The organism is Sphingopyxis sp. H050 (assembly GCF_001468265.1).
Classification (GTDB): domain Bacteria; phylum Pseudomonadota; class Alphaproteobacteria; order Sphingomonadales; family Sphingomonadaceae; genus Sphingopyxis.
On record NZ_LNRZ01000005.1, the window covers coordinates 195,985 to 215,413 of the forward strand.

At 66.0% G+C, this 19,429-nt stretch carries 22 protein-coding genes and 1 other RNA gene; 14 read left to right on the plus strand and 9 right to left on the minus strand.

Annotated features, from left to right (window positions below):
* Window positions 1-11: 11 nt before the first annotated feature.
* The gene (locus ATE67_RS12045) at window positions 12-614 is read right to left on the minus strand and encodes a LemA family protein (RefSeq protein WP_058816913.1); all 603 of its coding nucleotides are present in this window, start codon (window positions 612-614) and stop codon (window positions 12-14) included.
* Window positions 615-732: 118 nt separating this feature from the next.
* Between ATE67_RS12045 and mscL the strand changes: the two genes are divergently transcribed.
* The 9 genes from mscL to rplA all read left to right on the plus strand — a co-directional run bounded on the left by mscL (window position 733) and on the right by rplA (window position 7,346).
* Entirely contained in the window at window positions 733-1,149 is a 417-nt protein-coding gene (gene mscL, locus ATE67_RS12050) for a large conductance mechanosensitive channel protein MscL (RefSeq protein WP_058816914.1), read from the plus strand.
* 37 nt (window positions 1,150-1,186) lie between these two features.
* Window positions 1,187-1,544: a transfer-messenger RNA gene (gene ssrA / locus ATE67_RS21065) on the plus strand.
* Window positions 1,545-1,741: 197 nt separating this feature from the next.
* Complete coding sequence (locus tag ATE67_RS12055; protein WP_058816915.1) at window positions 1,742-3,568, plus strand: DUF885 domain-containing protein; 1,827 nt, start codon at window positions 1,742-1,744, stop codon at window positions 3,566-3,568.
* 103 nt (window positions 3,569-3,671) lie between these two features.
* The gene (locus ATE67_RS12060) at window positions 3,672-3,992 is read left to right on the plus strand and encodes a DMT family transporter (RefSeq protein WP_058816916.1); all 321 of its coding nucleotides are present in this window, start codon (window positions 3,672-3,674) and stop codon (window positions 3,990-3,992) included.
* A gap of 206 nt (window positions 3,993-4,198) precedes the next feature.
* Entirely contained in the window at window positions 4,199-4,396 is a 198-nt protein-coding gene (gene secE / locus ATE67_RS12065; protein WP_058817087.1) for a preprotein translocase subunit SecE, read from the plus strand.
* 31 nt (window positions 4,397-4,427) lie between these two features.
* The gene (gene nusG, locus ATE67_RS12070) at window positions 4,428-4,964 is read left to right on the plus strand and encodes a transcription termination/antitermination protein NusG (RefSeq protein WP_058816917.1); all 537 of its coding nucleotides are present in this window, start codon (window positions 4,428-4,430) and stop codon (window positions 4,962-4,964) included.
* Between the two features lie 159 nt (window positions 4,965-5,123).
* Complete coding sequence (locus ATE67_RS12075) at window positions 5,124-6,056, plus strand: acyl-CoA thioesterase (protein WP_058816918.1); 933 nt, start codon at window positions 5,124-5,126, stop codon at window positions 6,054-6,056.
* A gap of 155 nt (window positions 6,057-6,211) precedes the next feature.
* On the plus strand, window positions 6,212-6,643 hold the full coding sequence (gene rplK / locus ATE67_RS12080; RefSeq protein ID WP_058816919.1) for a 50S ribosomal protein L11: 432 nt from the start codon (window positions 6,212-6,214) through the stop codon (window positions 6,641-6,643).
* A 4-nt stretch (window positions 6,644-6,647) separates the two neighbouring features.
* On the plus strand, window positions 6,648-7,346 hold the full coding sequence (rplA, locus tag ATE67_RS12085) for a 50S ribosomal protein L1 (RefSeq protein WP_058816920.1): 699 nt from the start codon (window positions 6,648-6,650) through the stop codon (window positions 7,344-7,346).
* A 95-nt stretch (window positions 7,347-7,441) separates the two neighbouring features.
* Here the strand turns inward: rplA and ATE67_RS12090 are convergent, their stop codons facing one another.
* From ATE67_RS12090 to ATE67_RS12100, 3 genes are read right to left on the minus strand one after another with little or no spacing between them, the layout of a single operon-like run.
* Entirely contained in the window at window positions 7,442-8,089 is a 648-nt protein-coding gene (locus tag ATE67_RS12090) for a heme exporter protein CcmB (protein ID WP_058816921.1), read from the minus strand.
* Window positions 8,086-8,670, minus strand: a complete 585-nt coding sequence (gene ccmA, locus ATE67_RS12095; RefSeq protein WP_058817088.1) for a heme ABC exporter ATP-binding protein CcmA — start codon at window positions 8,668-8,670, stop codon at window positions 8,086-8,088. Before ccmA ends, ATE67_RS12090 begins: the two co-directional genes overlap by 4 nt.
* Before the next feature lie 23 nt (window positions 8,671-8,693).
* On the minus strand, window positions 8,694-9,122 hold the full coding sequence (locus ATE67_RS12100; RefSeq protein ID WP_058816922.1) for a metallopeptidase family protein: 429 nt from the start codon (window positions 9,120-9,122) through the stop codon (window positions 8,694-8,696).
* A 50-nt stretch (window positions 9,123-9,172) separates the two neighbouring features.
* On the opposite strand from ATE67_RS12100, the gene ATE67_RS12105 reads away from it, so the two are divergent.
* The 3 genes from ATE67_RS12105 to ATE67_RS12115 all read left to right on the plus strand — a co-directional run bounded on the left by ATE67_RS12105 (window position 9,173) and on the right by ATE67_RS12115 (window position 13,965).
* The gene (locus ATE67_RS12105; RefSeq protein ID WP_058816923.1) at window positions 9,173-9,460 is read left to right on the plus strand and encodes a 4a-hydroxytetrahydrobiopterin dehydratase; all 288 of its coding nucleotides are present in this window, start codon (window positions 9,173-9,175) and stop codon (window positions 9,458-9,460) included.
* Between the two features lie 220 nt (window positions 9,461-9,680).
* Window positions 9,681-11,078, plus strand: a complete 1,398-nt coding sequence (locus ATE67_RS12110) for an amino acid permease (RefSeq protein WP_058816924.1) — start codon at window positions 9,681-9,683, stop codon at window positions 11,076-11,078.
* An 85-nt stretch (window positions 11,079-11,163) separates the two neighbouring features.
* The gene (locus ATE67_RS12115) at window positions 11,164-13,965 is read left to right on the plus strand and encodes a DUF3857 domain-containing protein (RefSeq protein WP_058816925.1); all 2,802 of its coding nucleotides are present in this window, start codon (window positions 11,164-11,166) and stop codon (window positions 13,963-13,965) included.
* A gap of 15 nt (window positions 13,966-13,980) precedes the next feature.
* On the opposite strand, the gene ATE67_RS12120 is transcribed toward ATE67_RS12115, so the two are convergent.
* The 3 genes from ATE67_RS12120 to ATE67_RS12130 form a co-directional block, all read right to left on the minus strand.
* Entirely contained in the window at window positions 13,981-14,277 is a 297-nt protein-coding gene (locus tag ATE67_RS12120) for a TFIIB-type zinc ribbon-containing protein (RefSeq protein WP_058816926.1), read from the minus strand.
* Window positions 14,278-14,341: 64 nt separating this feature from the next.
* Window positions 14,342-14,665, minus strand: a complete 324-nt coding sequence (locus tag ATE67_RS12125) for a DUF2218 domain-containing protein (protein WP_058816927.1) — start codon at window positions 14,663-14,665, stop codon at window positions 14,342-14,344.
* Window positions 14,665-15,216 carry a PadR family transcriptional regulator gene (locus ATE67_RS12130; RefSeq protein ID WP_058817089.1) on the minus strand — a complete coding sequence of 184 codons (552 nt, stop codon included), beginning with the start codon at window positions 15,214-15,216 and terminating at the stop codon, window positions 14,665-14,667. The genes ATE67_RS12125 and ATE67_RS12130 overlap by 1 nt, the downstream gene beginning before the upstream one ends.
* A gap of 470 nt (window positions 15,217-15,686) precedes the next feature.
* Between ATE67_RS12130 and rplJ the strand changes: the two genes are divergently transcribed.
* Both rplJ and rplL read left to right on the plus strand, forming a co-directional pair.
* On the plus strand, window positions 15,687-16,202 hold the full coding sequence (rplJ, locus tag ATE67_RS12135; protein WP_058816928.1) for a 50S ribosomal protein L10: 516 nt from the start codon (window positions 15,687-15,689) through the stop codon (window positions 16,200-16,202).
* A 57-nt stretch (window positions 16,203-16,259) separates the two neighbouring features.
* Complete coding sequence (gene rplL, locus ATE67_RS12140; RefSeq protein ID WP_058816929.1) at window positions 16,260-16,631, plus strand: 50S ribosomal protein L7/L12; 372 nt, start codon at window positions 16,260-16,262, stop codon at window positions 16,629-16,631.
* Between the two features lie 102 nt (window positions 16,632-16,733).
* Here rplL and ATE67_RS21415 read toward each other — a convergent pair whose 3' ends face one another.
* Both ATE67_RS21415 and ATE67_RS12150 read right to left on the minus strand, forming a co-directional pair.
* Window positions 16,734-17,768: an LPXTG cell wall anchor domain-containing protein gene (locus ATE67_RS21415; protein WP_156416998.1), complete on the minus strand. Its 1,035-nt coding sequence runs from the start codon at window positions 17,766-17,768 to the stop codon at window positions 16,734-16,736.
* Window positions 17,769-17,899: 131 nt separating this feature from the next.
* Window positions 17,900-19,411: a hypothetical protein gene (locus ATE67_RS12150; protein ID WP_058816931.1), complete on the minus strand. Its 1,512-nt coding sequence runs from the start codon at window positions 19,409-19,411 to the stop codon at window positions 17,900-17,902.
* Window positions 19,412-19,429 lie beyond the last annotated feature (18 nt).

Below are 19,429 nucleotides of genomic sequence, written 5' to 3' on the forward strand. Positions count from 1 at the left end.
GAGGGCGCACTTTACTGACCGAAATCGACCTTCGGCGCCTGGTTGGCGTTGGGCGTGATCGCCTTGTACGGCGTCATCGGCTGCGCGCCATGGACGATCTTCGCTCCGATGATATCCGGGAAGGTACGGATCGTCGTGTTATAGTCCTGCACCGCGGCGTTATAATCCTGCACCGTAACGTTGATGCGGTTCTCGGTGCCCTCGAGCTGGGTCATCAGGTCGGCGAAGCGTGCCTGGCTCTTGAGGTCGGGATATTGTTCGACCGTCACCAGCAATCGGCCGAGCGCGCCCGACACATTGCCCTGCGCCTGCTGGAAGGCCTGCACTTTGGCCGGATCATTGAGGTCGTCGGTGCTGAGCTTCACCTGCGTCGCCGACGCGCGCGCCTGGATGACGCCTTCGAGTGTCGACTGCTCGATCTTGGCCGCGCCCTTCGCGGTTTCGACGAGGTTGGGGATCAGGTCGGCGCGGCGCTGATACGCGGCCTCGACATTGGCCCATTTGGCCTTCGCGGCCTCTTCCTTGGTGGGAACGCTGTTGATGCCGCAGGCGGACAGCGACAGTGCGGCAACCGGGACAATCAGCCAGCGGGCGGAACGATAGGTCATGGTCATCAATGCTCCCTCGCGCGGCGTTTTGCCGCAACAACACACATAATAGGATCGCGCTTGCCTTTGTGCAATCGCCGCGGCACGTTCGGCGCATCGCAACCGTCATTCGGGGAGCAGCAAGATGTTGAGCGAGTTCAAGGAATTTATCGCGCGCGGCAACGTCATCGACCTGGCGGTCGGGGTCATCATCGGCGGCGCTTTCGCGACGATCACCGGCTCGCTGACCGAGGATCTGATCATGCCGCTGGTCGGCTGGATCTTTGGCGGGGTCGATTTTTCCAGCAAGTTCATCCTGCTCGGCAGCGTGCCCGACGGCATCGCCGCGACCGACTATGCCGCGCTCAAAAAGGCCGGTGTCGCGATGATCGGCTATGGCGCCTTCATCACCGCGGTGATCAACTTCCTGATTCTCGCGTGGATCATCTTCCTGCTCGTCCGCGCCGTGAACAAGGTCGTCCGCAAGGGTCCCGATGCGCCTGCGGGCCCGAGCGAGGTCGATCTCCTCACCCAAATTCGTGATGAATTGCGGAAAAAATAGGGGTTCGAGCCCAATTCGGGGTGAATGACCCGCCTGCGCTCTTTCAAAGCGCGGGCGGGTTTCCTATATGGGTCGTGCCGGTTTCGGCCGGCTATGAGGATAAATGGTGTCGTGGAATAGACACAGCGGACCCGGGGGCAGTACCCGGCGGCTCCACCACAATCCCGCGCTCTCCCGCAAAGGGTGCGCGGGCTTCTGACGGGGCCGAACCAGGATCGACGTGTGTTCAAAGACGATATTTTCTTCCGGGCTGAGTAACCCGTTCAAGGCTCAAACCTATAAGTGCTAACGATAACGAAGCACTCGCTCTGGCTGCGTAACCGATAAGCCTCACGGCCTAAGGTTATTCAAATAGAACGCGGTTCGGACCGAACCGGGCAACAGAATCGGATACCAGCGGCTGGGGACGAGCCGGGCAACAGAATCGTCCCACCTTCCCGACACTTTGGCGCGCGCTCGCGCATCCCCCATGATCGCCCGATCGCCCGATCGCCTGATCGGGCTTTCCGGTTGTAACGGCGCATTATTTGCCTTGGCGCTCGCCCCGCAATCGCTGTACCGCTGACCTGCAACGAATAGGGAAAGGGGTCCGGTGCGGCTTTCACGACGGGAATTTTCATGGGCGCTGGCGACCAGCGCGCTGGTCGCGCCGGCGGCGCGCGCTGCGGACGTATCGGTCAAGGGCGGCTCCGCCGATGCGGCGCTGACGGCGTTTCTGGACGCGGCGTTCGAGGCTGAACTCGCGCTCGATCCCGAACAGCTGACCAGCCTCGGCCGCAAGGAACAGCAGGACCGGTTCACCGACCCCAGCGACGCCGCCGCCGCGGCGCGGCTCGCCTGGCGGCGCGCCAATGTCGCCGAGATGAAAAAGACCTTCGACCGCGCCCAGCTTGGCGAGGATGCGCGTGTTTCCTACGATATGTGGGCGCTCGAACTCGAACGCGCCGAGGCGTCGACCAAATGGCGCGGACATGGTTATATCTTCGACCGCAACGGCCCGCACACCGGCCTGCCAAACTTCCTGATCAACCAGCACCGCGTCGATACCCCCGCCGATATGGAAGCCTATGTCCGGCGCGTCGCTGCGCTTGGCCCCACGCTCGACGTCTATCTGGACCGTGCGCAGGCCTCGGCCGCGAAGGGCATCCGCATGCCGGGCTTCGCCTACGACCAGTCGATCGAACTGATCGGGCGGCTGACGAGCGGCGCGCCGTTCGGCGACGGCGCCGACAATGCGCTCTATGCCGATGCGAAGGAAAAGGCGGCGGGGCTCGTCACCGCAAAGAAGATCGACGCCGCGGCCGCCGATGCCTTCACCGCACGCGTCGCGCAAGCGATGACGGGGTCGCTGAAGCCCGCCTATGACCGCATCAAGACCTGGTTGGAGACCGATCGCGCGGCGGCGGGCAAAGACCCGCACGGCGCCGGCGCGCTGCCCGACGGCGCCGCCTATTACGACGCGATGCTGCGCTTGCAGACGACGACCGACATGACCGCCGACGAAATCCACGAGCTCGGCCTGTCCGAAGTCGCGCGCATCCGCGCCGAGATGGAGGTGCTGAAAGCCAAGATCGGCTATGCGGGCAAGCTCGAGGATTTCTTCGTCTTCCTGCGCAGCGACGACCGTTTCTACGTCGCCAACGACGATGCCGGCCGCGCCATCTATCTCAAGAAGGCAGAGGATTATCTTGCCGGCATGCGCGCGCGGCTGCCCGAACAGTTCGGCCGGCTGCCCAAGGCCGATTTGATCGTCAAGCGCGTCGAGGCGTTCCGCGAGGAGCCGGGCGGCGCGGCGCATTATTCGCCCGCCGCGCTCGATGGCTCGCGCCCCGGCATCTATTATGTCCACCTCGCCGACACGCGCGCGACGCCGATCTACGAGATCGAGGGCACGACCTATCACGAGGGCCATCCCGGCCATCATATGCAGATCGCGCTGGCCCAGGAGATGACCGGCACGCCGGAATTCCGGAAGAATTATTTCTACGGCGCCTATGGCGAAGGTTGGGCGCTCTATGTCGAACGGCTCGCGAAGGAGATGGGCTTCTACACCGACCCCTACAGCGATTTCGGACGGCTCGGCCGCGAGATCTGGCGCGCGATCCGGCTGGTCGTCGACACCGGCATTCATGCCAAGGGATGGAGCGAGGAACAGGCGCTCGCCTTCTACACCGCCAATTCGCCGCAGCCTACGGCGAAAATCCGCTCGGAAATCCGGCGCTATTTCGTCACACCCGGCCAGGCGACGTCGTACAAGGTCGGGATGCAACGCATCCTGGCGCTGCGCGACAAGGCGAAGAAGGCGCTCGGCGGCCGCTTCGACCAGAAGATGTTCCACGAGATCATCCTCGGGCGCGGCTCGGTGCCGCTGCCGGTGCTCGAGGCGCAGGTCGATCGCTGGATCGCTGCGCCGGGATGAACAGGCGGCCCGCCGGGCCGGACATCGCCAGGGGCCACGTCCCCGGCCGCCCGCCGCGGCTCTCAAGTCCGGGACGGCCCGGCGGTCTGTAAAGGAGGCTGCCATGGCCTGGGTTTATCTGTTGATCGCCGGCGTTTTCGAAATCGTCTGGGCCTATTCGATGAAGCTGTCGGAGGGTTTCAGCCGACCTTGGCCCAGCGCCATCACGATCGTCGCCATGATCGCGAGCTTTGCCCTGCTGTCGCTGTCGATGAAGTCGCTGCCCCTCGGCACCGCCTATATGATCTGGACCGGCATCGGCGCGGTCGGCGCCTTCGTCCTCGGCATCCTCGTCCTTGGCGAGGCGGCGAGCGCGATGCGCATCTTCGCCGCGACGCTGATCGTGGCGGGACTTGTGCTCATGAAAGTCACGTCGCCCGCCTGACGGCGGCAATCGCTGCTATCGCTTGCCAAGGGGGATGTGCGCGTTTAAAGGCCGCATCATTCGGACAGATGCGCCGTTTTCCTTCCGCCTTTCGCCGACATGCTCGGGGAGGGTGGGCGGACTATTGCCTGAAGCGCGCTTGACGCGCCGCAGGCGGCGACCCATCTGGCCCGGATCATTGACGCATGAAGGACAGGACGCGGAACATGGCCAAGCCCAAGATTGGCGAATTCGTCAACCAGGTGAAGACCGAAGCCTCCAAGATCGTATGGCCGACGAGCCGCGAGACGGTGCAGACGACGATCATGGTGCTGATCATGATGACGATCCTCGCGCTGTTCTTCTTTGGCGTCGACACGGTTTTCAACGCGATCGTCAGCTGGCTGACGTCGCTCGCGCGCTGATCGGCGCGACAGGGTATTAGAGGGATACGCAATGGCGCGCTGGTACATCATTCACGCCTATTCGGGCTTCGAGAACAAGGTTCGCGATTCGGTGATCGCCGAGGCCGAGCGCATGGGGCTGACCCAGCTCGTCGAAGCGGTCGAGGTTCCGGTCGAAACCGTGACCGAGGTGAAGCGCGGCAAGAAGGTGCAGGCCGAGCGGAAATTCTTCCCCGGCTATGTCCTCGCCAAGCTGACGATGACCGACGACGTCTATCACCTCGTCAAGAACACGCCGAAGGTGACCGGCTTTCTCGGCTCGATGGGCAAGCCGCAGGCGATCAGCGAAGCCGAGGCCGCGCGCATCCTGAACAGCAAGGAAGAGGCCGCGGCGCGTCCGAAGACCGAAATCCGCGTCGACTATGAAATCGGCGATCAGGTCAAGGTGCTCGAAGGTCCGTTCGCCAGCTTCAACGGCGTCGTCGAGGAACTCGATTTCGACAAGGCGCGCGTCAAGGTGTCGGTGTCGATCTTCGGCCGTGCGACCCCGGTCGAGCTCGATTTCGAGCAGGTCGAACGGATGAAATAAGCATAGCCCTCGCGGCAGCGGGGGCGCTGGATATCTATCCGACCCTGACATAATTCCGTTCGTGCTGAGCTTGTCGAAGCACCGTCCTTATTTCGTTCGACGTCAAAAGAAAGAACGGCCCTTCGACAAGCTCAGGGCGAACGGAGAAGAGGCAATTCGGTGACGAACTCACTTTCTCTCGACGAGATTCAGGCCCGCGTCGATCTCGCGCGCGAGATCAACGCCAGCACGCCCGCCGATCAGGTGGTCGGCGCGGTGGCGCGATTGTTCGACCTCGATGCCGTTCCCGGCGTCGACGACGAGTTCACCTTTCCTGCGCGTCCCACGACATCGCGCGCGCGTATCTTCGGCGGACAGGTGATCGCGCAGGCGATGACCGCCGCGGCGCGCACGGTCGATCCCGACAAGCAGGTCCATTCGCTGCACGCCTATTTCCTGCGCGGCGGCGACGAGACCAAGCCGCTCCACTTCCGTCTGCACCGCGACTTCGACGGGCGCAGCTTCTCGAACCGCCGCGTCGTCGTGCGGCAGGACGGCAAGGTCATCTTCAACCTGACAGCCTCGTTCCAGGTGCCGGCCGAGGGTCTGTCGCATCAGGTCGCGATTCCCGACCTGCTGCCGCCCGAGGAATGCTGGGACTTCGCCGATTACATCGCCGCCGATCCGCATATTTCGGATGTGCAGCTGGCGCATATGGCGCGCAGCCGTCCGTTCGAGGTCCGCAGCTTCCGTCCGCCGGCGTCCGAAAAGGCGACGCAGCATTATCAGTGGTTCCGCCTCGCCGCGCCGATCGTCGACGATCCGCTGCTCCACCGCGGCTTTTTGGCCTTCGCCTCCGACATGGGGCTACTGTCCTCTGCGATGCTGCCGCATGGCGTGACCTTCTGGACCCCGGGGCTCGTCTCGACCAGCCTCGACCATGCGATGTGGTTCCACGGCGACATTCGCGTCGACGACTGGTTCGTCTTCGTGATGGACAGCCCGTGGACGGGCGGCGATCGCGGGCTCTGCCGCGGGTCGATCTATCGCCGCGACGGCACCCTGATGGCGACCGTCGCGCAGGAAGGCCTAATCCGCTACCGGCCGCAGTAGGGCTTGTTTTCTTGCGTCTTTGCCCGTATGGGCGCCGCTTCGCGTCAGATAAGGGCGTGATTCCGCGCGGGAGGAAGGGGTGATGCCCTTCTGCTTGACCGCTTATTTTGAGCCCCGGACCATGGTCGGGGGCGACAGAAAGACAGGAGGCTATCATGGCCAAGAAGATCAGCGGCTATATCAAGCTGCAGGTGCCCGCCGGCACCGCCAACCCCTCGCCGCCGCTCGGGCCGGCACTGGGTCAGCGCGGCGTCAACATCATGGAATTCTGCAAGGCGTTCAACGCCGCGACCGATGGCATGGACAAGGGCACGCCCACGCCCACCATCATCACCGTCTATGCGGACAAGAGCTTCTCGTTCATCACGAAGACGCCCCCCGCGACCTATCTGATCAAGAAGGCCGCGAACCTGAAGTCGGGTTCGAAGGAGCCCGGCAAGATCAGCGGCGGCAAGATCGCCCGTTCGAAGCTGACCGAAATCGCCGAGATCAAGATGAAGGATCTCAACGCGAACGACCTCGAACAGGCGACGAAGATCATCGAAGGCAGCGCCCGCTCGATGGGCCTCGAAGTGACGGAGGGCTGAACCCATGGCTAAGCTGACCAAGAAGCAGAAGGCCCTCGAGGGCAAGGTCGATGCGCTGAAGCTCCACGGCGTCGACGAAGCGATCAAGCTGGTGCGCGAACTGGCGACCGCCAAGTTCGACGAAACGCTCGAAATCGCAATGAACCTGGGCGTCGATCCGCGCCACGCCGACCAGATGGTCCGCGGCGTCGTGACGCTGCCCGCCGGCACCGGCAAGGACGTCAAGGTCGCGGTCTTCGCGCGCGGCGACAATGCCGAAAAGGCGCTGGCCGCCGGCGCCGACAAGGTCGGTGCGGAGGACCTGATGGAAGACATGCTCGCGGGCAACCTCGACTATGGCCGCGTCATCGCGACGCCGGACATGATGGGCATCGTCGGCCGCCTCGGCAAGACGCTGGGTCCGAAGGGCCTGATGCCGAACCCGAAGCTGGGCACCGTGACCCCGAACGTCGCCGAAGCCGTGAAGGCCGCCAAGGGCGGTCAGATCGAATTCCGCGTCGAAAAGGTCGGCATCATCCACGCCGGCCTCGGCAAGCTGTCGTTCGGCGAGGAAAAGCTCCGCCAGAACTTCGACGCCTTCGTCGACGCGATCGTCAAGGCGAAGCCGTCGGGCGCGAAGGGCAAGTACGTCCGCAAGGTCGCGCTGTCCTCGTCGATGGGTCCGGGCGTCAAGGTCGACACGGCCGAACTCGCCGGCGCCTGATCGAAGCGCACACGATTTAGGGAAGGGCCGGGGGAAACTCCGGCCCTTTTCTTATGCGCGGGCGCGAGGCGACGGCTGGTTTCGCCCGCAAGCGGCTACTCCCGCAGCCCCCGCAGCGCCGCGCCGGCCGCGAACGGTCCGATCACCGTCAGCAACAGACTCGCCGCCGCCAGCAGCTTCACCGCGCCGCGTCCCGACGGGTCGAGCATCCCGGCGCCGAAGATCAGCATCGGCACCGCAAGCGGCAACACCAGCAGCCCGCCGATTGCGCTGCCGCCCTTATGGTTCGCGGTCAGCGCCGCGCTCAGCACCGCAAGCGAGGCGAGGGCGGGGATCGCGATGGCAAGGCCCGTCGCCAGCAGCTCCACCCGCGCCCCATCCTGCGCCAGCAAGGCCGAGGCGGGCAGCAGCGCGATCAGCAACGGCAGCCCGAAACCAATGGCATGCGCGCCGATCTTGACCGCCGCGATCACCTCGTCGGCGAAGCCGCGCACCGCCAGCTGGTCGAGCACGCCGCCGTCCTTGTCGGGCTTCACCAGCCGGTCGATCGGCAGCAACGCCGCCAGCAACGCCGCGACCCACACCATCCCGCCCCCCGCACGGCGCAGCAGCGGCGCGTCGGGACCGACCGCGAAGGGAAAGGCGGTCGCGACGAGCAGGAAGAAGAGCACCGGCAGCCACAGCGCCCCGCTGCCCCACGCGCGGCGAAGATCGCGCCAGAAGAGGGCGATCAGCGCGGTCACGCCAGCGCCCCCATATCGAGCTCCGCCAGCTCGGGCACCCCGAGCGCGAAGTGCGAGGCCAGCAGCACCGCGCCGCCATTCGCCCGATGTTTCGCGATCGCCGCGACCAGCCGCGCCTGCGCCGCGTCGTCCATACCGTTCGCGGGCTCGTCGAGCAGCCAGATCGGCGCGCCGCTGGCGATCACGCGCACCATCGCGGCGCGCTTGCGCTGCCCGGTGGAGAGCATCGCCACCGGCACCTCGGCGAGCGGCGCCAGCGCCATTTCCGCCATCGCGCGATCGACCGTGTGCCCATCGACGGTATCGACGCGCGCCCAGAAATCGAGCGCGCGGCGCAGCGGCAGCTCGGCGTCGAGCGCCGCCGCCTCGTCGATCAGCGCCACCCGCTCGCGCCGCTCGACGGTCCCTGCCGCAGGGCGCAGCAGCCCGGCGGCGAGCCGGATCAGGCTCGACTTGCCCGCGCCATTGGGCCCGCGCAGCCACAGCGCGTCGCCGCGGCCGAGCGCCAGCGACAGCTCTTCGAAGAGCAGCCGGTCCCCGCGGATGCACGCCACTTCGTTCAGCCGCAGCAACGCGCTCACGCCACCCGCGCGCGGAGGCGCGCTCAAGTCATACGCTCCAACGCATGCATATCGTCGTCGCTGAACCCGAAATGATGCCCGATTTCGTGGATCAGCACATGGCGCACCAGCCAGTCGAGCCGCTCGCCGCCCTCGATCCATTCGACGAGGATCGGGATGCGGTACAGCGTAACCCGGTCGGGCATGCCCCCGCTCTGGTCGATGCTGCGTTCGGTCAGCGGGCGGCCTTCGTAGAGGCCGGTCAGATCATAGGGATGCTCGATGTCGAGCGATTGCAGCGTCTCGTCGTCGGCGAATTCGGCGATCTCGATCACGATGCCTTCGATATGCGGCTTGAAGACGGCGGGCAGCTGTTCGAGCGCCGCCTCGGCCATCGCGAACAGCGCGTCGGCGTCGGGGGCGGTTCCGGTCCAACCGGCAGGAAGTCGGGGCAGGGCGGTCTTGTCGCTCATCGCGCCCTTCCTTATGGCGGCGGCACGCCCATTACCAGCCGGAGAAGACCATGGTCCAGAAACTCGACGATGCAGAGCGCGCCGCACTGTTCGCCCGCTTCCCCGACTGGACGCACGAGCCGATCCGCGACGCCATCACCCGCCAGTTCAAGTTCGACGATTTCGCCCAGGCCTTCGGCTTCATGGCGAGCGTTGCGATCATCGCGGAGAAGATGGACCATCACCCCGAATGGTCGAATGTGTATAACCGCGTCGACATATTGCTGACGACGCACGACGCGGACGGATTGTCGGAACGCGACGTGGCGCTGGCGGGAGCGATCGAGGGATTGCTCTGACCGCTTTCGGCTGGTTGCTGCCGTCGCCCCCGCGAAGGTGGGGGCCGCTGGAGCCGGTGCGCAAGGCCGACTACGGCCCCCGCCTTCGCGGGGGCGACGCACTATTTTAACATTTTAACGTCCGCTCCCCACCCCAGCCGCATGACCCAATCGTCATGCCATGGCTTGCGCTGTCCACCTGCCCGCTTACAAGCGTCGCACAGAATATAGGGGAGCCCGAATGTCCGACAGCCTGCTGCGCCGCAAATCCATCGTTCCACAGCAGCAGGAAGGCCACGGCCTCGCGCGCACGCTCAGTTGGCCGCATCTGATCGCGCTCGGCGTCGGGGCGATCGTCGGGACCGGTATCCTGACCCTGATCGGCGTCGGCGCCGACAAGGCGGGGCCTGCGGTCATCGTTTCTTTCGCGGTCGCGGGCCTGATCTGCGCCTGTGCGGCGCTTGCCTATGCCGAAATGGCGACGATGATCCCCGCCTCGGGCAGCGCTTACACCTACTCCTATGTCGTGATCGGCGAGCTGATCGCGTGGATCGTCGGCTGGAGCCTGATCCTCGAATATTCGCTGGTGGTCAGCGCGGTCGCGGTCGGCTGGTCGGGCTATGCGGCGCCGTTGCTCCAGGCGTGGGCGAATGTTCCGATGGAGCTGATGCAAGGCCCCGAGCTTGGCGGCATCGTCAATCTGCCGGCGATTGCGATCATCGCGCTCGTTGCCGGGATGCTGCTCTATGGCACGCGCGAAAGCGCGACCGTCAACGCGATCCTGGTGATCGTGAAGATCATCGCGCTCGCGGTCTTCGTCGCGGTTGCGCTGCCCGCGTTCGACGCGGCCAACCTCGAACCCTTCAGCCCCTTCGGCTTCGCCAAGCATGTCGGTCCCGACGGCGTCGAGCGCGGGATCATGGCGGCGGCGGCGATCATCTTCTTCGCCTTCTATGGCTTCGACGCGATCGCGACCGCGGCCGAGGAGGCCAAGAACCCCGATCGCGATCTCAAGATCGGTATCGTCGGGTCGATGCTTGCCTGCGTCGCCATCTACATCCTCGTCGCGGTCGCGGCGGTCGGCGCGATCACCTACAGCAAGTTCGCGAACAGCCCCGAGCCGCTGGCGCTGATCCTGCGCGAACTCGGCCAGCCGGGCGCCGCCAAACATCTCGCGCTCTCGGCGGTGATCGCGCTGCCGACGGTGATCCTCGCCTTCTTCTTCGGGCAGAGCCGCATCTTCTTCACCATGGCGCGCGACGGCCTGCTGCCGAGCAGCCTCGCCAAACTTTCGCCGCGCGGGACGCCGGTGCGCATCACCATCTTCACCGCGATCGTCGTCGCGATCCTCGCAGGCTTCATCCCGCTCGACGAGCTGGCGGCGCTGGCGAATGCGGGCACCCTCGCGGCCTTCACGGCGGTGTCGATCTGCATGCTGATCATGCGCCGCCGCGCGCCGGACGCGCCGCGCACCTTCCGCACGCCGTGGCCGTGGGTGGTCGGCGGCATCGCTGTGCTGGGCTGCATCTATCTGTTCTTGAGCCTGCCCGCACAGACGCAGCTCTGGTTCCTGATCTGGAATATCGTCGGGCTTGGCGTCTATTTCCTCTATGCCCGGCGCAATGCCGTCGCCGCCTGATTGGCGGTAAAGGCGATTGCATCGCGCGGCCTGCCGGTGCAGTTGACGCGGCAGGGCGAATGGAAATCGACGGGGGAACAACGTGATGAATATCTGGCGTGGTGCGGCATGTGCCGCCGTCGTCGTCGTGCCGGCGCAGATCGCCTGGGCGGGTGAGCAGCCGCTTTATGCCCCCGCACCGGCGTGGGTCGCCATCGCCAAGCTTCCCGATGCGGCCGCCAGGAACGCGGCGGCCGGACCGATCCTCTATGACGTGCAACAGCGCGTCGACGGCGCCACGGTGTGGAACTATGTCGACACCGCCATCAAGCTCGATACGCCGGAGGCGCTGTCGCAGAACAGCAATCTCACCCTCGCGTGGAGCCCCGACAAGGGCGACCTGATCGTCCACCAGGTCGCGATCATCCGCGACGGCGAAGAGGTCGATGCCCTGGCCGGCGGACAGAAATTCACCGTGCTTCGCCGCGAGCAGTCGCTCGAACAGCGCGAGTTGACGGGCATTCTCTCTGCGACGCTGGCGGTCGAGGGGCTGCGTGTCGGCGACGTGCTGCGCCTCCGCGTGTCGATCACCGCCAAGGATGACGCGCTCGGTGGGCGGGCGCAGCTGGTGCAGCCGATCGTCGCCGAGCCGGTGCGCATCGCATCGGCGTCGTACAAGCTGTCGTGGCGAGCGGGCGACGATACGCACTGGAAGGCGCTGAGCGGCAATATCGACGCCAGGCCGAAGCGGGTCGGCGACTTTTTCGAGCTGCCGATCGTCATGCCGGTCGCGAAACTCGCCGACATTCCGCAAGATGCGCCCGGGCGTTTCCAGCGCCTGCCGCTGATCGAGGCCTCGACCTTCGCAAGCTGGGCCGATGTGTCGAAAATCATGGCGCCGCTCTATGCGACCGACGGAAAGATCGCACCGGGCAGCGCGCTCGCGGGTGAAGTCGCTACGATCAAGGCGGCGACCGACGATCCCCTAAAGCGCACGGCGATGGCGCTGCAACTGGTTCAGGACAAGATCCGCTATCTCGCGGTCGGCATGGACGGCGGCAATTATGTGCCGCAGGCGCCGGCGAAGACGTGGGAGGTGCGGTACGGCGACTGCAAGGCCAAGACCCTGCTGCTCCTCACGATGCTTCACGCGATGGATATCGAGGCCGAAGCCGTGCTCGCCCACGCGGACATGGGCGATCTGGTCGCGGGCCGCATTCCCAGCGCACTGGCGTTCAACCATGTCATCGTCGGCGCGAAGGTCGGCGGCGAGACCTTGTGGCTCGACGGCACGGGGCTGGGTACGCGGCTGGCCGATCTTCGCGACACGCCGCCGTTCGGGCATGTGCTGCCGGTCCGCACCGCGGGCGCCGAACTGGTCAAGATGGACCTGCGCTCGCCTGCGCGTCCGTTGGTCGACCTGTCGCTCGATGCCGACGAAAGCACCAGCATCGACCTGCCGTCGGTGATCGACCTGACGATGGTCGTGCGCGGCCAGCTCGCCAGCCTGATGACGCTGGCGGGGTCGCAGCTGGGAGCCAAGGAACAGCGCGAACTGACCGAGAAATTCCTGCAGCATTATGTCGGCGAGGCGCAGTATGAAACGCTCGTCACGACGCCCGATGCCGATGCGGGCAGCATCACGATCAAGGGCAAGGGCGTCTTTACCACCGGCTGGCGCCGCGAGGATCAGCGGATGGAGCGCTGGTTGTCGCGGGTTCCGAACATGATCGGTTTCGAGCCTGACCGCGCGCGCCCCGCGTGGGCCGATATTCCCGTCGTCACCCCGGCGCCCGACCGCGCGCATTACCGGATGCGCATTCGCCTGCCCGACGGCGGCAAGGGCTATGCGATCGAGGGCGATGCGGCGGCCGAGACGCAGGTCGCGGGTTTCGACGTCAAGCGCACCGTCAGCATGGAAGGCGGCGTGGTGGCCATCGACGAATCGTTCGCGACCGCGGGCCGGGAAATCCCTGCTGCGCAGATCGCCGCCGAACGCGACCGCACGGCGACGCTGGTCGCACGCTCGCCGCGCATGGTCGCGCCGTCGGACGCGCGTCGCCGCTGGAATCTCAAGGGCGCGGCCTCCGCGTCGCAGCTCGACGGCGCGAGCGCGATTTTCGCCAAGGCGGCCGAACGTTCGGACGAGGAAAATGTGACCGCGCTGACCAGCAGCGCATCCTTCCATCAGGGGATCGGCGATTATAGGGGCGCGATCGCGGCGCTGACGAAGCAGATTGCGCTGCTGCCGTCGGTCGAGGCGTATCTCAACCGCTCGGCGGCGCGCAAGGAACTCGGCGATCTTGCCGGTGCGCTCGCCGATGCGGAAGAAGCGCGAAAGCTCGACCCCGCATCGCAGGGCGCGGTGTTCACGGTCGCGATGCTGGTTGCCGAGCGCGGCGACGTCGCAAAGGCATCGGCGCTGCTCGACGAACGCATCGCGCTCGGCGGCAAGACGCGCGACGATTATCGGATGGCGAAGGCTACGGTGGTCGGCGAATTCGGTGACCCTGCCGCGGCGATTGCGGAACTCGATGCTCTCATCGCGGCAAAGCCCGGCGTGCCCGGTCTCCTCAACGCGCGTTGCTGGATCAAGGCGACGCGCAATGTCCAGGTCGACACGGCGCTCAAGGATTGCACCTCGGCGATGGAACTCAGCGACAGCACGGCAGCGATCCTCGACAGCCGCGCGCTCGTCTGGATGCGCCTCGGCCGCGACGAGGATGCACTGCGCGATCTCGACGCGGCGCTGCTCCAGGTGCCGGGCATGGGATCGAGCCGCTTCCTGCGCGCGATCGTCAACAAGCGTATGGGGCAAAGCGAAGCAGCTGCCGCCGACCTTGCGGTCGCGCGGCAGATGTCGCCTTCGACCGAGCGCGACTATGCGCGCTTCGGTCTCAAGCCTTGATCCCAATCGCGGGGATCAGTCGAACAGCTCGCTGAGGAAGCTCTTCTTGTAATTCTTCTTGTACGGTTTGCCGTAATAGCGGTCGTCGTGGCCGTGCTCGCGATAATGCGGCTGCTGGGGCGGCGGTGGTGCCGGGGCACGGGGGGCGGGCGCGGCGGCGCTTTCGCTGCGCTCGATGATCTTGTCGAGCTCGCCGCGGTCCAGCCACACGCCGCGGCACTGCGGGCAATAATCGATCTCGATTCCCTGACGCTCCGACATCGTCAGATTCACGCGGCAGGTGGGGCAAAGCAGGCCGTGAGGTTCGGACATGGAATTTCCTTTCCTTGAAGAAGACATTGGCAAATTTGCCGATTCTCCCACCTCGTCTGCTGCTTTAGGATGAAATGCCGTGCCAGTCGAACGCCAAAGGCGCCTCGCGAAACGCAAAGCGATCGAGGTGCCGCGCGACGACATCCTTCATCGCCTCGACATGCTCCGCGCTGCTTGCGTCGATGCGGACCGACAGCGCGTCGGCGCCCGCATCGAAGGTGACCAGCGCGTCGCGCGCCCAGGCGGCGCTGCGCGCATCCTTGGGGAAGGTCACGGTGCCATGATCGGCGGTGAATTCGACCGTCAGGTTATGCTGCCAATGCTTGCACAGCTGTTGCAGATATTTGCTCGCGTGCGTTGTTGGCACCGTTGCGATCGCGCTCGCCATCACAGCCGCTCGATCTTCTGCGCGGCGTCGTCGATCAGCGCGACCACCTCGTGCAGCGTCGCGGCGTCGAGGTCGCGGTCGCCCAGCCGGTTCATCAGCACGGCGCGCAGATTGCCCATCGCGCGGCGGACCGAGGCGCTGTCGGTGCGCTGGCGTTCTTCGCCGACCTCGGTCAGCCGGGCGATCAGCGCTTCGATCGCGTTCTTGTTCGCGTCGAGTTCGGCCTGGCCGGCATCGGTGATCGCGAACAGCTTTTTCGCGCCGTCGCTGTCGGCCGCCTCGATCAGCCCCATGTCGCCCAGGAGGGTGAGGGTGGGATAGATCACGCCCGGGCTCGGCGCATAGGCGCCGCCGGTCAGCTCCTCGATCCGGCGGATCAGGTCATATCCGTGGCGCGGTTCGTCGGCGATCAGCTTCAGAAGCACCAGCCGCAGCTCGCCGCTGTCGAACATCCGGCGCCGCCGGCCCCGGCCTTCGTCGTCGTCGCGAAAGCGTCCGCCGAAGCCGTGCCCGCCGAAACCCCGGCCGCCGCCGCGCATCCCGTGCCGCATCGCTTCGCGCATCATCCGGTGCATGGCCTGCCGCTCGCCGCAGCCATGCCGGTTCATTCCATGTCGCATCTCAAACTCCTTCATGCGATTCGATGTTTCTAAGATATATCTTGAAACAGATTTCGCAAGACGCTCCGCGACACTTTCGACAACTTCCGCCGAAATCCTTGACTTCCCCCCGATTCGGGCTAAGAGCGCCCCCGTGTTGTCACGGGTTCGCCCGCGACAATTCCGTCCGAGACAGTTGGTGAAGGGAATATGCCCTTCTTAATTTCCAGCCGAGACGGGGAACAGTCTTTATCGGTCGCCCGCCTGTTTGATCAGGCGACGCGTCTTGACCGACCCCATCGGACATCGTTGCGCAAAGGACAGGCGGGATTCGTCCCACGTCGGTCGTTTGCGTGTGTTAGCGCCCGGCGGCGCGCGCGTTCCGGCGCGCGGGCATCCGGGCAGATGAGTGGAGTATAGGCATGGATCGTACGGAAAAGGCCGAAGCCGTATCCTCGCTGAACGCTACGCTGGCAAATGCCGCCTCGGTTGTGGTCGTCCGCAACCTGGGCATGACCGTCGCCCAGTCGACGGTGCTGCGCCAGCAGATGCGCGATGCAGGGGCCGACTTTCGCGTCACGAAGAACCGTCTTGCCAAAATCGCGCTCGATGGCACGTCCTACACCGGCATCGGCGAACTGCTGACCGGTCCCACGGCCCTCGCAACCTCGACCGATCCGGTCTCGGCTGCGAAGATCGCCGTGGAATTTGCCAAGACCAACGACAAGCTTGAAATCGTTGGCGGCGGCATGGGCGACGTGGTCCTCGACGTGAATGGCGTCAAAGCGCTTGCTTCGCTTCCCTCGCTCGACGAGCTCCGCGCCAAGATCATCGGTCTGGTGCAGGCTCCGGCCACCAAGGTTGCGCAGATTGCCGCAGCCCCGGCGGGCCAGCTGGCGCGGATTTTTGGCGCATATGCCGCCAAAGAAGCAGCGTGATTTCGAACTGAACTGAAACTTACTGCCGGGCTATCCCGGTTCTGATGGAGAATGAACATGGCTGATCTCGCAAAGATCGTTGAAGACCTGTCGGCGCTGACCGTTCTGGAAGCTGCTGAACTTTCGAAGCTGCTCGAAGAAAAGTGGGGCGTTTCGGCCGCCGCCGCCGTTGCTGCCGCTCCGGCCGCCGCCGCTGCTGGCCCGGCTGCTGAAGAGCAGACCGAATTCGACGTCATCCTGACGGGTGACGGCGGCAACAAGATCAACGTGATTAAGGAAGTCCGTGCGATCACCGGTCTGGGCCTCGGCGAAGCCAAGGCGCTCGTCGAAGGCGCGCCGAAGGCCGTCAAGGAAGGCGTGAGCAAGGCTGAAGCTGAAGAGCTGAAGGCGAAGCTGCTCGCCGCCGGCGCGACCGTCGAACTGAAGTAATTCGGTTCGGGTCCGGCGGGCTTGCCCGCCGTGCTTGCGAAAAGAGAAAAAAAAGGGCGGTGCCGCGAGGCACCGCCCTTTTTTCATGATCGCTAAGCAGCCTTAATTGCGGGTCCAACCCGGCTTGAACTCCTTCCGAGCGTGGCCGGGTTCAAGGCGGCGCACTTCCTGCTCAGCGGGCGCCGGGATCGTCTGGCGCTGCGCGATTTCCCAAGCGCTCACGGGTTTGCGGACCGGGGCCTGTTCGGCCTGTGGCTCGCTAGTGGCGAGCGCCGCTTCGTAGCTTGCGCGTTCTTGCCGATCGAGGAAACGCGCGCGGGCAAGGCGCTTGCTGAGCGTCGCGAATGGATTTTCGGGCGTCGGCCCCGCCATCGCCATCGCCTCGTGACGGCCCATGCTGCCGGCCGGCACCGCGGTGAAAGCCGGGGTGGTCGCAGCCTGCATCGGCTGCGGTTCGGGCGCGGCAACCGTTTCGGTGCGGGTGAAGGCAGGCTCAGCGGCGGGTTCGGTTGTCGGCACCCATTCGGCGTTCGACGTCTCTTCAAATTCCCAGACCTCGTTCGTTGCCTTGCGACGGCGGGCAAAAGCGAGGCCTGCGCCGCCGGCGATCAGCAGTGCGGCTGCACCACCGACGATTTCCCAAGGGAAGCTGTCGCCCGTGGCGGGGCCGTCGACCACAGCGGGTGCGGCTTCGATCGTCGGCTGCATAGGTTCAGCTATAGCCGGAGTAATCGACACGGCTTCCTCGATCGGCGCCGCCGCTGCGGCAACCGGCGCGACGGACGCCGCCGGGGCACGTGTGGGAGAGGCCTGCGCCGGTCGCGACTGCGGCGCTGTGCGCTCAGCGCGGGCACGGGCGGGCGGGGTAGCGGCCTCACGCTCGGCTGCCTTCGGAGCGGGCGGCAGGTCGAGCGGGACGCGGATCACCGGCTGGGGCGCCGGCTGCGCGGTCGGAGCGGTAGCGGGCGCCGTCGTCGCCGGCGGCTGGACTGTCGGCGGAGCCGAGGTCGACGGTACGCTGACCGGGGGCGTCATCGACACCGTCGTTTCCTGCGCAAAGGCGCCAGGGGTTGAGAGGACCAGGAACGCGGCAATCGCGCTCGCGGCGGGGCGGAGGAGGGGAGCATTTTTCGTCATAGTGGAGGACAAACGAACGGCGCCCGAAAAGCGCTGCGAAAATGCGCGCGATTCCACGATGAGCCGTGCCGCCGTGGCGGCGCGGCGAAGATTCCGGGCCCGTTCGTCGCGGCCGACGACCGCTTTCGGGGTCAGCCGATGGGGGCTGGCTGGGGCGAGGCGAGGGTCATCGCGCCCGCCGCGGAGATCGCCGCACCGACGAGCGACATCTCGTGGTCGAGCCGTTCGTCGAGGGCGATATCGTCCATTGCGGCCATGTCGATAATCAGCGGCATCGACAGCGATAGGCGCAGCGTTCCGGCCATCCGCCCGTCGTCGAGCGGGTGCGTCTTCACCGGTTGGCCGAGGCGGATTTCCTGGCCGAGCCACTGGCGCGACTGGCGCGCGATATGGCCGTGCATCGTCTTGGCGGCGTCGAAGTCGCACTGTGGCCAGCGTGCCGACAGGTCGAGCGTGCGTAGCGTCTCGGTCGCGAGGCAGCTTGTGCCCGCGCCGGGGACCTCGGCAAGCTCGAGGCGCTTAACGAGGCGCATCACATGATGGCTGAAGCGCGCGGCGACATGCGTGACGCGCCCGGCAGGAAGCGCAGCGAAGCGTTCGATCTCGATCAACGCCGCCTGCAGGCGCAGCAGCAGGCCGAAATTGCCCGTCTTGTGCAGAATGTCGGCGCCGGGCCAGTCGGCGGGCCATTCGGCGCGGTTGGCGAGGCGGCGGAAGCCTTCGGGCAGCGGCCGGGCGCGGTCGCGGGCGGCGGCGGGCACCAGCGCGAAGCCGCTGAACGGCGGGCCGCCGGCGAATTTCGAGCCGGTCATCAGGACGATACAACCGAGCCCGAGATAGCTGCGGACGACATCGGGCGCGATGCGAAGCTGGCAGGCGTCGACGACGATCGTCATCGCGTCGCCATGTGTCGCGACGAGGCGCTCGACGTCGGGGAGCGCGGGGAGCGTCAGTCCCGATTTCGAGCCATGGACGACATGGACGACCGCGCGGCGGCCGTTGGCGGCGGCGCGTTCGATGTGGAGCGAAAGCTCCGCGGCAACCGCGGCCGAAGCCCGCGGGCGGCCGGCGGCATCGCGCACCGCGACGTCGATCAGCGCGATCCCGGCAAAGGCTGGGTCGATCGCCGATTGCGCGACGACGCGCGCGCCGGTCGCGGTTTCCGCGGCGAAGAAGCGGCCTGCGGCGCTGTGGATGCAGCCGCTGCCGACCTCGTCGCGGCCGAGTAGCACCGCGGTGAGCGGACGGCCGTCCCAGGCGGCGGCGAGGCCGACATATTCGAGATCGGTTCCCGACGCGGCGAAGACGATCGCGGCATCGTTCCAACCGAAATATGCGGCGAGGCGGTCGCGGATCGCGTCAAGGCCGGCGGCATAATCGCGCGCGGCGACCGGCTGGTCGATCCGATCCCTCCATTCACCGATCAACGTCGTGAACGCATGCTCTGAAATGCTGCTGATCGTCGATGATCCATAAGCGAGCGCGTCGCTGGGCGCGGCGCTGGCATAATATTGGTTGCGGCCCTGTGCATCGAGCCGGATGCGCCCGTCGCCGCCGCTGATCAGCGCTTCGGCGAGCCTCGCGGCGTATCGGGCGTCGCTGCGCGGCGCGTTTTTCTCATAGCTTTTCGGGTTCAGAAGCATGCGGATAAATCCGTTCCG

Excerpts from the sequence above, each read along its gene's own strand:
- ATE67_RS12045 (WP_058816913.1), bottom strand. The coding sequence starts at position 614 with ATGACCATGACCTATCGTTCCGCCCGCTGGCTGATTGTCCCGGTTGCC.
- mscL (WP_058816914.1), top strand. The coding sequence starts at position 733 with ATGTTGAGCGAGTTCAAGGAATTTATCGCGCGCGGCAACGTCATCGAC.
- ATE67_RS12060 (WP_058816916.1), top strand. The coding sequence starts at position 3,672 with ATGGCCTGGGTTTATCTGTTGATCGCCGGCGTTTTCGAAATCGTCTGG.
- secE (WP_058817087.1), top strand. The coding sequence starts at position 4,199 with ATGGCCAAGCCCAAGATTGGCGAATTCGTCAACCAGGTGAAGACCGAA.
- nusG (WP_058816917.1), top strand. The coding sequence starts at position 4,428 with ATGGCGCGCTGGTACATCATTCACGCCTATTCGGGCTTCGAGAACAAG.
- rplK (WP_058816919.1), top strand. The coding sequence starts at position 6,212 with ATGGCCAAGAAGATCAGCGGCTATATCAAGCTGCAGGTGCCCGCCGGC.
- rplA (WP_058816920.1), top strand. The coding sequence starts at position 6,648 with ATGGCTAAGCTGACCAAGAAGCAGAAGGCCCTCGAGGGCAAGGTCGAT.
- ATE67_RS12100 (WP_058816922.1), bottom strand. The coding sequence starts at position 9,122 with ATGAGCGACAAGACCGCCCTGCCCCGACTTCCTGCCGGTTGGACCGGA.
- ATE67_RS12105 (WP_058816923.1), top strand. The coding sequence starts at position 9,173 with ATGGTCCAGAAACTCGACGATGCAGAGCGCGCCGCACTGTTCGCCCGC.
- ATE67_RS12110 (WP_058816924.1), top strand. The coding sequence starts at position 9,681 with ATGTCCGACAGCCTGCTGCGCCGCAAATCCATCGTTCCACAGCAGCAG.
- ATE67_RS12115 (WP_058816925.1), top strand. The coding sequence starts at position 11,164 with ATGAATATCTGGCGTGGTGCGGCATGTGCCGCCGTCGTCGTCGTGCCG.
- ATE67_RS12120 (WP_058816926.1), bottom strand. The coding sequence starts at position 14,277 with ATGTCCGAACCTCACGGCCTGCTTTGCCCCACCTGCCGCGTGAATCTG.
- ATE67_RS12125 (WP_058816927.1), bottom strand. The coding sequence starts at position 14,665 with ATGGCGAGCGCGATCGCAACGGTGCCAACAACGCACGCGAGCAAATAT.
- ATE67_RS12130 (WP_058817089.1), bottom strand. The coding sequence starts at position 15,216 with ATGCGGCACGGGATGCGCGGCGGCGGCCGGGGTTTCGGCGGGCACGGC.
- rplJ (WP_058816928.1), top strand. The coding sequence starts at position 15,687 with ATGGATCGTACGGAAAAGGCCGAAGCCGTATCCTCGCTGAACGCTACG.
- rplL (WP_058816929.1), top strand. The coding sequence starts at position 16,260 with ATGGCTGATCTCGCAAAGATCGTTGAAGACCTGTCGGCGCTGACCGTT.
- ATE67_RS21415 (WP_156416998.1), bottom strand. The coding sequence starts at position 17,768 with ATGACGAAAAATGCTCCCCTCCTCCGCCCCGCCGCGAGCGCGATTGCC.
- ATE67_RS12150 (WP_058816931.1), bottom strand. The coding sequence starts at position 19,411 with ATGCTTCTGAACCCGAAAAGCTATGAGAAAAACGCGCCGCGCAGCGAC.